The organism is Psychrobacillus syltrankelensis, from assembly GCF_055454035.1.
The window spans coordinates 1,966,436-1,981,367 of record NZ_CM144227.1 but is presented as its reverse complement, the minus strand read 5'-3'; the positions used below and the strand labels follow the sequence as shown (position 1 = coordinate 1,981,367).

Here is a 14,932-nt window from a genome sequence, read left to right as displayed (position 1 = left end):
ATTAATACTATATTTTATAATTTGAAAATCGGAGGTGTTTTGAATGAATACTGAGAAAATTTATAAAAAACAACTGATGAAATATAGAAATCCATATGACGCTATACTATCAATGAAAAGTAACATGTCAGTAGATAATTTATCAAATTTGTATTTTAGTCTTAAGAAAATCCGAAATCTTAGTATTTATTTAGAAGGCAGAGTATTCCCTTCTAAATATGAAGATTTGAATTGGTCAATAAAAAATCATTTTTTTGATTTGGAAAAGGAAATGGTTTGGTTATCTTGCATTATTAAGTATTACTCAAAAGAAATTAACCTTTTTATAAAACTAAGAGAGCAATATAATAATTTGATATTTAATTCTCAATGGCAAGAGGCAATCACTGTTTTAGAAGATATAGAAAAGGAACTGGGTTTATCTATATGGTTAATAGAAAACAAAATGAAAATATATCAAAAATTAGGTGGCTTAACTGCTCAAAAAAAGTATGTTCAAGAAATACTAGGTAACGATAGTATATCAGAAATAATTAAGGTTATTTTCAGTTTTAAAAGCATGGAGATAGAGGAATCTGTTTCTACTGAAAAATTTGAATTAGAATTAAAACAATATCTAGATGATTTATTTGAAGGGAATCCTGATGCGGTAGGAAAAAGTTATCTTTCAAATAAATTGAGCTTTTTAGATAAGAACCATACTAATGAACTCTTTAAATTGAACATGGATAAGTTTTTACCTTTAATAGATAGATATATAGAATTCATAAAAATTATCTTCTCAACTGTTGAAAAAGAAGAACTTAATATAGAAGTCTTGAAAATTATCCTAAATAATATGGAGAAAATAGAAGATATAGAATTTAAAAAACTTTTTAGAAATTTAATAAATTTAAGGCCGAGTTCTACAGATATTGAAGCATTAAAAATTTTGGATGATTATTCATTAGGTAAATATGAAAAAGTTAAATTAAAATGTGAAGAATTTTTTCTCTATAATTCTTCATACGTAGAACTTTATGAAATCTATGTTAAATCATGCATTTATTTAAATGTTGATATTAGTTTAGATTCTAAAACTTTACAAGGATCTATATTATCCAATCTATATAAATTCCATGTCAATAAATCAAACACTTCTCTTAAAATTCAACCCTTGTTAAAAATTTGCTATGAATATTCTACAGAATATTGGACATGGAAATTGTTTTTAATTACTTTACAATCAATAGATTTTACAGAAACCGTATTAAATTATCAGCTCAGTAGAATAGGCGCCAGACTTTCATTGTTAGTTAAGCCTCATATACTATCAAAAGTTTATACAAAAGGTGATGCTTTAAACCTTTTAAACTCGCTTAAACATGATTTTGAAACTTCCCCTACTCTAGCATTACATAAGGTCTTTATTAATAATGAACTAGAAGGAATAAAACGACTTAATCTTCCAAAAGAACGAGAATTTAAATTTTTAGGTATGATTAATTTTAGTAATAATAACTATTCAGATGCCACAAGATATTATGAGTCACTAATACAAGAAACTGAAAGTACTAACCGATTTGAATTAAATTCTTTATTAGTGAAATGTTATATTAATACTCTTACTTTTAATAAAGCGATAAAAATTATTGCAGAGCATTATTTAAATAATATCCATATTATTTCTGATGATGCATTTAAAAATATTATTAATTTATTAGACTCTCACAGTTACAGAAAAGAGAAGATTGATGTACCTATTATGTATTATTATTATTCTAAAAATATTAGTAATGATAAAGATTACTTACTTACGGATATTTATGAAGATTTCCTATACGAACATAACTTTCTTAAACCTACTCAACTTTATGAGATTAAAGATAAATTTGATTCCAAAAAGTTCATCTTCTTTTTAAAAAATATTTGTTCAATCGAAATAATGTCAAAATCAGTAGAATTTGTTAATCATTCGGAAGTTGAAAAAGAAAGAATTCAAATTTGTACTATGCTAAAAGAACTTGATTCATCTAATGAAAATCAATACGATGAAGAAATTCAAGAGATTACTAAAAAAATGACCTTAAAAAAGGTAACTAGAGTAGTTGATAGCAATAAGATATATGTAGATGAATTTGGAATAAAGAAGACCTTAATGAAAATATTATCAGAGGATTTTTCTAGATTTGTAAATTTAGATAATTTAAATAGTGTAGATAACAAGGCAACTATCATTTATCTATCAGGATTTAATGAATCGAAAAAAGTTGCAATAGTTGTAAATGAAAAATGGGGATTATTTATTTCCTTAATTACAAATATTAGAGATGAATTTGTATACAGCAAACAATATGGTCTGAATGGTTATTTAAGTGTAGGTATTCGTCATGGATCCTTGGTTGGACAGTTAAGACGAGAGTTAGAGAAAGCTAAAATTATCACACAAATAGATTCTGAATCGAATACTTATAATGAAAATACTTATTGGTTGGAAAAAATTGGGTGTGAAGATAAAGATAAAAATGCAATACAAGAAAAACTAGATATATTTTCTCAAAGTTATGATTCTAAAATTTTTGAATTAAAGGACGAATACATTCAGATTAAAACAGAAGAAAATCTAAACTCAAAAGGTTTATTTGACTATTGTTTAAATGAATCTATATTAAGAACGTTGTATATGGAAGTCGTACAATCAAAAGATCTGACATTAGAGAGCTTTATAGATTATGTAATAGGTCACTTATGGGATATTACAGAAAGAAATCTAAATATAATTCGATCTTATTTAGAAAGTAAATTTAAGGCAGAAATTAATTCCTATTTCGAAGAACTGTTGTATAACTTAGATTTTTTCGCGAGTCAGTTTAATTTAGAAGATTTAAATAGTAAAATTAAAGACGTAAAAATACGAACTAATAGAGATATTGATATTATGATTTCTTGGTTTACAAGAAATAAGAATTTAGAAACAGAGAGTTTCAATTTACATCTTCCTATTGATATAGCTTTTCAAGCATCAAAAAATATGAATAGTAATATTTTGAAAAGCAATATTCAAAGTAATGATGTAGCGTTAACTTTCAAAGGGAGGTATTTAAATTCATTTGTACACCTATTCACAATTCTTTTTGATAATGCTATGAAACGTAGTGGATTAACGGAAATTAATATTATAGTGGAATCCAGTGTTGAAGACGGGTATTTGATGCTAAAAGTCGTTAATGAACTTGATTTTGAAAAAATTGATTTGAAAACAAGAATGAAGAATATTCATGAAGCAAAAGAAAAATTAACAATAGAAAATCAGGATTTAATAAGTACAGAAGGAGGATCTGGTTTACCAAAACTTTCTAAGTTAATAAAAATTGATCTTGAAAGTTCAGGTGAAATGGATTTTAATATTTACGACAAAAAATTCCAGGTAGATATTAAACTTGAATTAGAGAGGTTATTAATATGAAAATTCTATTAATTGAAGATGATGAAAAGAAAGCAGAACAAATTATTACTTTTTTGCGGGAAAATTTCATTCATGTAAGTACAGATATAGAAACTTCTTATAACCATGGATTGAGAACTATTCTTCAGAAAAAGTATGACTTATTATTGTTAGATATGAGTTTACCCACATTTGAAATCACTATTGACGAATTAGGCGGTAAACCAATGTCATTTGCTGGTGAGGAAATATTAAGACAGTTATCGAGAAGAAAAATAGAAATACCAACTATTGTAATAACACAGTATGAAAGATTTGAAAAAGGATTGTCTTTGAATCAACTCAAAAATTCTATAAAAGAAAAAAATTATTCAAACTACATTGATACAATTTATTACAACACAACTAATAATTCTTGGAAAAAAGAACTTATAGATTTATTAAAAAATAATATAGGACTAGACTATCAGAGTGATTAAGATATTAATAATAGACGATAAGCCAGAAAAAATAGGGAAAATTCGAGAGTGTTTAGATAGAGCAAGTATTGTGGTAAATGACATAGAAATAGTATCGGATATTGTAGAAGGTAAGAGGAAATTGAGGGCACAAAAATATGATATTTTAATCCTAGATGTACAGTTGCCTGAAAGATTAGGAGATCCTCCTTTAACAGATGGAGGGTTGCAAATCTTAAATTTATTAAGTAACCCAAATAGGTATCAAACACCTAATTACATTATTGGTCTCTCGGAATTCGATAATCTTATAGAAGATTATCATGAATTATTTGAAGAACAATTACACACCCTCATTAAATTTGATATTAAATCTGATGCCTGGGAAAAAAAATTAACAAACAAAGTAAATTATTTAATGGCATCTAAAATTAACTCATTTAATTCAAATTTTCATTATGATGTCGGAATTGTTTGTGCTTTAGAAAAAATAGAGCTAGAAAATATTTTGAAATTAGGTGGAAGATGGGTTGATTTCAATATTGCTAATGACAATTTGATATATAAACTAGGAAGTGTTAAAAACCAAGAAGGTTATATAGTGAAAATTGTTGCTGTTAGTTGTGAACAGATGGGAATGAGTGCTACTGCAGTAGCAACTACCAAGTTAATAAATCATTTTAGACCGAAGTATATTTTTATGTCAGGAATCGCGGGTGCAATTGAAGACAGTTTAAATTTCGGAGACATTATAGTGGGGGATCCTTGTTGGGATTATGGTGATGGTAAATTTGCTGAGGAAAATGGAGAAACCATTTTTAAGGATAGTCCATATCAATTAAGAGCACCTATAAACTTATTAAATTATACAAATAGGATTAAGACAAATGAATCATTTTTAGAAGAAGTAGTTTCTAACTATACTTCAAAAAGATTTGAAAACAAATTATCAATTCATATCGGACCCTTAGTTTCTGGTTCAGCGGTTATTGCAACAGATGCTAAGAAAAAAGAAATTAAAACACAACATAGAAAAATTATTGCTGTCGATATGGAGGTATTTGGATTTATGTATGCTGCTAAGCATTCATTATCACCTCAACCAGAGCCTTTGGCTGTAAAATCTATTAGTGATAAGGCTGATCAATCAAAAGATGACCATGCTAGTGACTTTGCAGCTTATACGAGTGCTAAATTTATTTTCAAATTAATTACAGACTATCTTGAATTCGAATAGAGGGTTAACATGAAAACTCCGGATATTATAGCTATATGGGCTTTATCGACTTCTGTACTGCTTAACCTTTTTACATTGATAAACGCTTATAAAATAAATAGGCATACTTCTTATATAGGTTCAGTTACTCAAGAAAGAATACAATCTCTTGAAGAACTGAAAATTAATTCAGCTAAAATAATCTCATCCATAAAACAATATATATTATTGAATGAGATGGATAGGGAAGAATTTTATAGTATAGGCTATTTAACACAAAAAATAATATATCAATTAAATAAAAATAGTTCAAATGAGAGAGAAGTGATAGATCTTTTAGAAATCTGTAATATATTAGTGTCGGTACTTTACATATGGGAAATAGATAATTCAGATAAAATTAAAACTACAAAAGATGTATTCATAAATAATAAGAAAATTCTATATAACGATTTTATAGTACAATATAATTCAGTATTAAATTGGGATAATTATATTAATGATGAATTTATATCTTCTCGTTGTAAAGATCTTTTAATTTTAAAAATATTCAAACTAGATTTATCTTTACAGAATCATATAAAGAGAGAATGGGATAAAGCTAAAAAGGAAACAAATTAATATTATTTTTCTGAAAAAGTAAAAGTATGAAGTAAATCACACATACTTTTACTTTCTTTTTATTTTCATAAATTTTACTTTTTAACCTAAATAATATGGGCGAAATTCGTACACCAGAGATAAAATCTAGCTTAACCAATTTCGCCCAAGCTATTGACAGGATACAAATTAAAACGTCCGCATAATAACTGAGCATTGAATTTACTTGTTAGTGCTCGTGTCGCATTTAATCCGATATACCAATCACCTTCCGAACGCGCAACTGCCGCATGATATAGGTTTTCGTATGCCTTACCAGGTTTCAAATTTTGAAATCCTTCTTTAATTGCCTTGTGTGTAACAGATGAAATCCAAAGACGTTTAATCGGCTTGTTAACTTTAGCTTTTTCAATAATCCATCTAGCTATTAATTCACCCTCGCGACCAGCGTCAGTTGCAATAATAATATCACTAACATCAGTACGGACTATTTGGCTTTTGACCGCATTGTACTGCTTACTCGTTTGTTTAATGACAACTAACTTTAAGTCATTTGGAAGCATAGGTAAATCTTCTAGATTCCATGTTTTATATTTCGTATCGTACACTTCGGGATCTGCGAGTGTAACAAGATGCCCAAGTGCCCAAGTGCCCAAGTGCCCAAGTGACGATATATTTATCTCCCTCTAAAAATCCATTCCCTTTTTTATTGCAATTCAATACCCGTGCGATATCACGAGCTACGGAAGGTTTTTCTGCGATTCCTACACTTTTCTTCATGTTAATACATCCTTTCCACGGTAACCATTGAGTTTAAATATAGCATAAAACGTAGCGATTGATGGAAAAGCATAGACTAACGTTAAGATATTAGATGTTACAGATTAGATAATACAATTAACAATTGTATACTGGAAAACTATCACACTGCAATGAGTAGAAAATGTGGATGTGAAAGGAATCGAAATTACATATTTTGTCATAAGCAAAAGCACTTTGAAAAAACATCAGAAGTAGAATAAATGTGAGGTATAAGTTACAACCAATTTAATGGATTTGTTTAATGAGTTTGCATTGGATCGATTATAGACAAAAAAGTCCCTTTTCAAGGTCTAATATGTTTCATTTCGCTATTCACATGTTCGCGAACTATCAATAACTCAATTACATCTTGAGGGGTATAAGAATACGAAGAATCGTCAAGAATAAGTTCATTGAATTGTCGTACTATTTCATTAAGGGCTTCAACATAAAAATTATTTATGGTTAATTCAAATTTAATCATACTTTTCACCTTCTTTTTAAGTATAGTATGAGCAAACTTGGATAGATTTATTCAAGTAATAGTCTGATAGAAATAAATGGAAATAAAAACCAGCAAGTAGACAGCGATTTGTCTGTTGGAATAAAAAACCAACCCCTAATGAGCGCTATATGGAACACCGAACATTTTACTGATATCTTCATTTATGGACATTCCCAGAGCTTGACTAGATGCGACTAAACCTCGGGCAGCATTCATCACAAGAAACATCAAAATGAAAGATTATCTGTCTTTTTTTTAAAAAACTACACAAATAAAATTGTTCAGAATAGAAATAGAGCATCTGGATTGGGGGAGTGTTATGGAAGTAATTATAAACTACGTGGACTTGTGTAGAAAGATAGATAGTATTGAAACACAATTAGAGCAAGTTGAAATTGCATTATTCGGAAAAAAATTTCAAGGTACAGATACAGATGATTTCGGGGTATTAGGGAATATGAATATAAACCAGATATATTACGATAAAAAGTGTAGATTGGAGAATTTGCTTGAATTTCATCAAGATATTAAGAAAGAAAGTGAGGCAAAAATCAATCAACTGCAAGGATTAAATTATCAAATTACTAGGATGAAATACATGGAAAATAAATCCTATAAGCAGATTGCGGATGAATTGGGAAAGTCGTATGGTTATATTCAGAGTGTGCCTACTCGGTTTTTAAAAGAGACACAAGGCAGTTAGTACCGTTATATGCAGTGAAGTTAACCACTGGATAAATGGTTGGATTTTGTTGTTAACATTGAGAATGAGGAAATGAAAAGGTAAAAGAATTTTATGTTAAAACCTTCCATGAATTTAGCATTATATGAGTAATAAGTGGAATAATGCTATTATATTTATTTAAAAAGACTTTTTATCAATGAATTAGGGAAGCATTTTAAACTATAAACAATGATAATTTTAAACCGATAAAATTATTATTAATAGGATAAGGAGTTTTTTATGGATATAAGTGAATTGGTGAAAAAAATTAACAAAAGTATGGATGGTTTAGATCTCGTTACAGCTAGAAGATTGATTGAAAATAATATCGAATTAATTAGTGAGAATAGACATCATCTTAGAACTAATGCTAGGTCATTGTTTGAATTACTAAACAATAATTCCGAATCAGCAATAAACACTTTGACTCGCCAAGAAATGAATGTCATATTTTCTCTAAATTCCTATGCTTCAAAATTTGATATTCGCAGTTTAAAGTTATCCATCAAAAATAATTCTGATCTTTTGGTAAGGAAAGATATAAAACATTATTTGAATGAAGATGCGAAAACTTTATTAATCGGTTTGAATGTTATGGAATAAGTTTTTTATGATAATATTTTTAGGACGTTCATAATAGGACGTTCTTTTTCTTTTATTAAAGGATTAATAATTAGTGGATGGTGACTATACTCGAGGGTTGTGTAGCTCCGGTTTAATCAAACAAGTTCCTCTTTCTTGTTTATTTATAGTGACGTATTTAACTTCCTAAAACACTTACTTCTACTTAATAGTGTGAATTTCGCTTCAATTGTATAGGCAATAATGCAAATGTAAGTTTATGAGAAAAAGAAAATGAATATATTTATAGGAAGTCAATTAAGTTAAAATTCATAGAATCGTTGTAATTACTGTTTGAATTAAGTTTAAATACTTCCCTTCGAAAAATAAATACACTACAATGAGTAATGTGAGGTGATAAAATAGTGTTGATTCGAAAATTTAAGATTAATGAAAGTGGGTTAAACCGCTTTTTTGGACCTCTTGAGGCTAAGATTATGGACATTTTATGGAACGATGTTGAAATGACCATTAAAGATGTTCAGCAAGTTCTTGATCGGGAAAAAATGACGAACTTCAACACAGTTATGACTGTCATGAATCGATTAGTAGAGAAGGGAATTCTTCAAAAGAGGGTAGAAGGAAGATCATCTTTATATCAACCGATTCAAACGAGAGTTGAGTTTTTAAATACGCAGTCAAAAGAGATGACAAACGAGTTAATGGATGAATTCGGAAACGTTGTCGTAAGTCATATGCTAGATGCATTGGAAGACGTAGATGATGAGCTTGTTGCTAAACTTGAACATAAAATTAAAGAATTGAAAAAGGAATTATAATATATGTCTAAACGTCAATCTTCTCTTATGTTTTCAGTATCACTTATCATTTCCGGTACAATTTTTATTCAAATGGCTTTATACGCAATTGCAATGTTGGCTGGCTGGAATATCAAGTTTAATCTAGTTCAAGTATGTCACAGCACGTTAAAATCAATTGGATTGTCCTCACTTGAATATGTTCTTGATGCGCTAGTAATTTATACGTTACTATTTTCGTTTTGGAAAATGGGTTCGCAGTTAGTTCATGCTTCTCGAATGCAAAGAAGATTTCAGCAATATAGAGAGAAAATGTTGACTATCGAAATGAATGAAGACTATAAAGGTGGAAAAGAGGACATTATTGTTATTTCTTATCCAGGACCAATTGCTATTACCATGGGGTTTATTCGACCTAAAATTGTTATTTCAACTGGTTTGATAAATCTTTTAAATGAAGAGGAATTAAAAGCGGTCATATCTCATGAGAAATACCATAAAGAAAATCGCGATCCGCTAAAAATCTTTTTGCTATCACTTTTCGCGTCTACGATGGGCTACATTCCCATACTGAAATGGTTTAATCAGAAATATAGAATCATTCAGGAAGTATTGGCGGATGAATTTGCGATTGAAAAACAGAAGACTTCAGTGTATTTGGGCAGTGCCCTTTTGAAAATGTTAAAGGTAGGGAAACAAGAAAAAATGCCTTTTATGTATGTGTCTTTTGCCGATACGTCTGTAAATTACAGGATTGAATATATGTTAAACCCGGTAAAGAATATCCAATTAAAGATTCCAGTGGAGGTAGTGTTCATATCTTTAACCATTTTTAGTTTAATCTGTGCATTTTTTATTTACGCATTAGCGTAAATTTTTTATCAATCACACTACATAGTGTAGTTCTAATTAGGAGTGTTTATTTTGTCAAAGAAAATATTTTGGATTATCGGTATAGTAGCAGTTTGTTTAATAGGGATTATTGTACTAACAGATGTGAAAGAAAAGGGAGTTAATATTGAATACGAAGGACAACCGTATCTAGGGGAAAAGTCAGCACCAGTTGAAATTGTTGAATTTGGTGATTATAAATGTCCACACTGTGAAGAGTTTAATAATAGTCTCTTACCCATCATTAATAAAGAATTAGTGGAAACAGGTAAAGCCAAATTTTACTTCATGAACTATTCATTTATTGCTGCCGATTCAACAACAGCTGCACAATTTGCGGAAACAGTTTACAAGGAACTTGGCAATGAAAAGTTCTGGGAATTCCATCATCTACTTTTCGCAAATCAAACTACAGAATCTGGCCAAGAAAATGTAATGACAGAAGAATTTTTAAAAGCAGTTTTAGAGAATGTAGCAAGCCCAGAAGAAACGGAAAAAGTAATGCTAGCTTTCAGTAAAAATGAAGGAAAAGAAGCTTGGGACAAAGATATGGCTACGGCAAAAAATCTAGGAGTCTCTTCCACGCCAGCAATTTTTATTGGCGGAAAAGAATTCAAGGGAAGAACAATGGATGATTTTATAAAAATGGTGGAAGAGGCTGCTGCCAGTGGTAAATAAACCTCTTCTTTTAGCGTGGATAGCAGCTATATTAGCGATGGCAGGAAGTTTGTTTTTTAGTGAGCGTATGGGTTTTATTCCTTGTACACTTTGCTGGTATCAACGAATTTTGATGTATCCACTAGTCTTTTTCTTAGGCATTGCTTTTTATCGAAATGATCGAGAAATTTATAAGTATGTGTTGCCGATTTCAGTCATTGGACTAGTTGTTTCAAGTTATCATTATGCGTTGCAAAAAATCCCTTCCATGCAAGAATTCAGTGCATGTACGAGTGGAGTTCCATGCTCAGGGCAATATATTAACTGGTTCGGTTTTGTAACAATCCCTTTTTTAGCGCTAATAGCTTTTACCATCATCACAATTATGATGCTAATGCTTATGAAGCGTAAATAATATTTATTTTTTGGCCTTCCTTAAATTGCTAGGGAGGCTTTTTTTTTATAGATAGAAAGTATATGGAATGTCGTCCTGCAAAACCAGTGTTCGTAGTACTTGGAATACCGGGATTTCCGTTTCAGGTGGTCGCGTTCCGCGAGGTGAGCGATAAGCCGTCACCGCCGCATTCGCGTCGTTTGTGATGGCTCATCTGTCTCTAGAGGAACGAAGGCTAAGAGCGCCACATCGTGTGGCAACGCCTTCGTGACCAACATCCTGTTGGCCTCCGTCCGGAGTCGCCACCTTTCACTACAATCCATTAAGTGAGTAGTACCTTATTAAGAGATGATATTGCTAAGTTGGTAGGATTAAATGTATATATTTAATTTAGCAATTATCCTATAAATCTAGTTGATTGGAGCGTAGCGAAAAAAATTTTTTGCACCATACAAATATAGATAGGTTTTAAAGGTAAGGAAGGGGAGAGCTTCCGAAATTGTATCTTCGGAAGCTTTTAAATGAGTAGGGGAGCATTTTTTCTTTCATTATCAAAACCAAACGCATTATGTCCACACAAATTCCAAGAGGGCGACGGATAAACATCTGCCACAAGATTACCGAAAAAAGTGGATCGTGAAGTGACGCAGTCACTTCACGATCCACAAAAAATTGAACGTTAATAGTGTAGCAGAAATTTCGTCCAAAGCACCCAGGAATAGGTGAAAACAAGATGTTCTAAACGTATTTCTTATAAACTTTTTCATTTCAATTGCATACCCTATTAAGGTATAGTATATTAAGTGTAAGGATTGGAGGTTGCTTTGTTGGACAATATAAAAGAAGAGGGTACAATCGAATTGGATATATCTTGTCGAAAAAGTCATCATCCTGATAAAGTAAAAAAAGATTTAACAAATCGATTAAATCGTATAGAAGGTCAGATTCGAGGAATTAAAGGAATGGTAGACAAAGATGTCTATTGTGACGATATTATTACCCAACTCTCTGCCACTCAATCTGCTTTAAACAGTGTAGCGAAAGTCCTTTTGCAAGGACATTTAAAAGGCTGTGTAGTAGATCGACTTGCAGAAGGCGATGATGAAGTGCTAGACGAATTATTAGTAACTATACAAAAACTAATGAGAAAATAATCGGAGGAATGAAAATGGCAAATCAAGTTACACTACAAGTACAAGGAATGTCATGTGGTCATTGTGTAAATGCAGTAGAAAGTAATGTAGGAAAATTAGAAGGCGTGGATCAAGTAAAAGTACACTTAGAGTCCGGAAAAGTGGAAGTATCATTTGACGAGGAAAAAGTAACGGTTGAGAAAATTAAAGAAACGATTGATGATCAAGGATATGAAGTGGAATAAATGAGTGCTGTGAAGGCACTCTTTTTCTTACAATATTATATACCCCGTAGCGGTATATAAGAAGAGGTGATAATAAAATGGACAATGAATTAAAGGAATCAAGTCTCCATATTACGGGAATGACTTGTGCCGCATGTGCAACAAGAATTGAAAAAGGTTTAAATAAAATAGATGGGGTAGAAGAAGCAAATGTAAACTTGGCTCTTGAAAAGTCTTTAATAAAATACGATCCGAAAATGGTAAGTGATAAAGACTTCGAAAAGAAAATAATAGACCTTGGATATGGCATTGTCAAAGAGAAAAAAGAGTTTGCTATTACGGGAATGACTTGTGCTGCCTGTGCAACAAGAATTGAAAAAGGTTTATATAAATTAGAAGGAATATCCAACGTCAATGTTAACTTAGCGCTCGAAAATGCAACAGTCGAATATAATCCAGCCCAAACTTCCGTTGCAGATATTATTGGACGGGTCGAGAAGTTAGGTTACAAGGCACTTAGCAAGGAAAACAACAAGGATGCGGTAGATTACCGTGAGCAAGCAATACACAATCAAAAAAGAAAATTTATCGTCTCTGCAATTTTGTCGCTTCCTTTACTATGGACGATGGTTGGGCATTTCTCGTTTACATCATTTATTTATATACCAGAATTACTTATGAATCCATGGGTCCAAATGGCTCTCGCAACTCCTATCCAATTTGTCATTGGAAAACAGTTCTATGTAAGTGCCTATAAAGCACTCCGAAATAAAAGTGCCAATATGGATGTGTTAGTAGTAATCGGTACCTCCGCAGCCTATTTTTATAGTGTCTATCAAGCCATAATAACGATTGGTGAGAATCATATGGTAAACCTGTACTTTGAAACGAGTGCAGTGTTGATTACCCTAATTATATTAGGAAAATTGTTTGAAGCAAAAGCAAAGGGACGGTCTTCCGAAGCCATTAAAAAGCTTATGGGATTACAAGCTAAAACAGCATTAGTCCTCAGAAATGACACCGAAATAGAAATTCCATTAGAAGAAGTTGTCACTGGAGATACTATTTTGGTGAAGCCGGGTGAAAAAATCCCGGTTGATGGTGAAGTGATCGAAGGAAGCAGTTCGTTTGATGAATCAATGCTTACAGGAGAAAGTATTCCAGTTGATAAAACAGTAGGCGATACTTTGTTTGGTTCAACGATCAATAAGAATGGTTTTATTAAAATGAAAGCAACGAAAATTGGAAGAGATACTGCACTTTCTCAAATTATTAAAATTGTAGAAGATGCACAAGGCTCAAAAGCTCCTATACAAAGACTTGCAGACAAAATATCAGGCATATTCGTACCAATTGTAATTGGTATTGCCAGTATCACCTTTCTAATATGGATCATTTGGGTAAATCCAGGAGAGATTACCCCGGCATTAGAAGCTTTGATTGCTGTTCTTGTTATCGCTTGTCCATGTGCATTGGGATTGGCAACACCTACTTCAATCATGGCCGGGTCCGGGCGTGCGGCTGAGTTTGGGATACTCTTTAAAGGTGGCGAACATCTTGAAACAACTCACCATCTTGATACAGTTATTGTAGATAAAACAGGAACTGTTACAAACGGTAAGCCGGTATTAACGGATATAATTACGGCAAAAGGTGTAGAAGAAGAGGAATTTCTATCTTTAATCGGTTCAGCTGAAAAACAATCAGAGCATCCATTAGCCGAAGCAATTGTTCAAGGAATTCTGGAACGAGGGATACAACTCCAAGGCATTGGAGCTTTTGTTGCCATTCCAGGATACGGAGTTAAAGCGACCATTAATCGAAGAGAAATCCTAGTTGGAACCAGAAAACTACTGATGAATCAGTATGATGTAGATATTTCCGATGTATTAAATGTGTTGGAGGATTTAGAGAATAGTGGGAAAACGGCCATGTTAGCTAGTATTGACGGTCAATACGCAGGCATCATAGCCGTAGCAGATACGATTAAAGAAACATCTAAAAAAGCAATTAAACGACTAAAAGAGATGGACATTCAAGTCATTATGATGACTGGCGACAATTGGCGCACCGCTACTGCGATAGGTAAAGAGGTAGGAATTGACCTCGTTGTTGCAGAAGTACTTCCGGAAGGGAAAGCGGAAGAGGTTAAGAAACTTCAAGCTACTGGTAAAAAGGTAGCGATGGTAGGTGACGGAATTAATGACGCACCTGCGCTTGCAGTCGCTGATATAGGTATGGCAATTGGAACAGGAACGGATGTAGCTATGGAAGCTGCTGATATTACATTAATTCGAGGAGATTTAAATAGTATTGCGGATGCAATCATTATGAGTCATAAAACAATAAAAAATATTAAGCAAAATATCTTCTGGGCCTTTGCCTATAACGCTTTAGGCATTCCAATTGCTGCTTTTGGGTTACTAGCACCTTGGGTAGCAGGAGCAGCTATGGCATTTAGCTCTGTATCGGTTGTGTTAAATGCTTTACGTTTACAGAGAGTAAAAATGGATAAACAAGTATAGA

13 protein-coding genes and 1 pseudogene are annotated in these 14,932 nt (G+C 31.7%); 13 read left to right on the top strand and 1 reads right to left on the bottom strand.

Annotated features, from left to right (window positions below; all coding sequences use genetic code 11):
* The first annotated feature begins 43 nt into the window (after positions 1-43).
* The 4 genes from ACTSKG_RS09565 to ACTSKG_RS09550 are packed head-to-tail and all read left to right on the top strand — an operon-like array spanning position 44 to position 5,719.
* Positions 44-3,445, top strand: a complete 3,402-nt coding sequence (locus ACTSKG_RS09565; protein ID WP_464754373.1) for a hypothetical protein — start codon at positions 44-46, stop codon at positions 3,443-3,445.
* Positions 3,442-3,903, top strand: coding sequence for a response regulator (locus ACTSKG_RS09560; RefSeq protein WP_464754372.1), 462 nt, complete (start codon positions 3,442-3,444; stop codon positions 3,901-3,903). The genes ACTSKG_RS09565 and ACTSKG_RS09560 overlap by 4 nt, the downstream gene beginning before the upstream one ends.
* A complete protein-coding gene (locus tag ACTSKG_RS09555) occupies positions 3,896-5,119 on the top strand; it encodes a phosphorylase family protein (RefSeq protein WP_464754371.1) in 1,224 nt (407 codons plus the stop codon). The genes ACTSKG_RS09560 and ACTSKG_RS09555 overlap by 8 nt, the downstream gene beginning before the upstream one ends.
* 9 nt (positions 5,120-5,128) lie before the next feature.
* Positions 5,129-5,719 carry a hypothetical protein gene (locus ACTSKG_RS09550; protein ID WP_464754370.1) on the top strand — a complete coding sequence of 197 codons (591 nt, stop codon included), beginning with the start codon at positions 5,129-5,131 and terminating at the stop codon, positions 5,717-5,719.
* A gap of 173 nt (positions 5,720-5,892) precedes the next feature.
* On the opposite strand, the pseudogene ACTSKG_RS09545 reads toward ACTSKG_RS09550, so the two are convergent.
* Positions 5,893-6,478: pseudogene (locus tag ACTSKG_RS09545) on the bottom strand (toprim domain-containing protein); the annotation flags it as partial.
* A gap of 845 nt (positions 6,479-7,323) precedes the next feature.
* On the opposite strand from ACTSKG_RS09545, the gene ACTSKG_RS09540 reads away from it, so the two are divergent.
* From ACTSKG_RS09540 to ACTSKG_RS09500, 9 genes are all read left to right on the top strand, one after another.
* Entirely contained in the window at positions 7,324-7,707 is a 384-nt protein-coding gene (locus ACTSKG_RS09540; protein WP_464754369.1) for a hypothetical protein, read from the top strand.
* 261 nt (positions 7,708-7,968) lie between these two features.
* Positions 7,969-8,331, top strand: coding sequence for a hypothetical protein (locus tag ACTSKG_RS09535; RefSeq protein ID WP_464754368.1), 363 nt, complete (start codon positions 7,969-7,971; stop codon positions 8,329-8,331).
* Between the two features lie 383 nt (positions 8,332-8,714).
* Positions 8,715-9,128: a BlaI/MecI/CopY family transcriptional regulator gene (locus tag ACTSKG_RS09530; protein ID WP_464754367.1), complete on the top strand. Its 414-nt coding sequence runs from the start codon at positions 8,715-8,717 to the stop codon at positions 9,126-9,128.
* A 3-nt stretch (positions 9,129-9,131) separates the two neighbouring features.
* A complete protein-coding gene (locus tag ACTSKG_RS09525; RefSeq protein WP_464754366.1) occupies positions 9,132-9,980 on the top strand; it encodes a M56 family metallopeptidase in 849 nt (282 codons plus the stop codon).
* 51 nt (positions 9,981-10,031) lie between these two features.
* Entirely contained in the window at positions 10,032-10,676 is a 645-nt protein-coding gene (locus tag ACTSKG_RS09520; RefSeq protein WP_464754365.1) for a DsbA family protein, read from the top strand.
* On the top strand, positions 10,666-11,070 hold the full coding sequence (locus tag ACTSKG_RS09515; protein WP_464754364.1) for a disulfide oxidoreductase: 405 nt from the start codon (positions 10,666-10,668) through the stop codon (positions 11,068-11,070). The genes ACTSKG_RS09520 and ACTSKG_RS09515 overlap by 11 nt, the downstream gene beginning before the upstream one ends.
* A gap of 806 nt (positions 11,071-11,876) precedes the next feature.
* Positions 11,877-12,203, top strand: a complete 327-nt coding sequence (locus ACTSKG_RS09510) for a metal-sensing transcriptional repressor (protein ID WP_464754363.1) — start codon at positions 11,877-11,879, stop codon at positions 12,201-12,203.
* 14 nt (positions 12,204-12,217) lie between these two features.
* Positions 12,218-12,427 carry a copper chaperone CopZ gene (gene copZ / locus ACTSKG_RS09505; RefSeq protein WP_464754362.1) on the top strand — a complete coding sequence of 70 codons (210 nt, stop codon included), beginning with the start codon at positions 12,218-12,220 and terminating at the stop codon, positions 12,425-12,427.
* 77 nt (positions 12,428-12,504) lie between these two features.
* Positions 12,505-14,931: a heavy metal translocating P-type ATPase gene (locus ACTSKG_RS09500; protein ID WP_464754361.1), complete on the top strand. Its 2,427-nt coding sequence runs from the start codon at positions 12,505-12,507 to the stop codon at positions 14,929-14,931.
* Position 14,932: the final 1 nt, after the last annotated feature.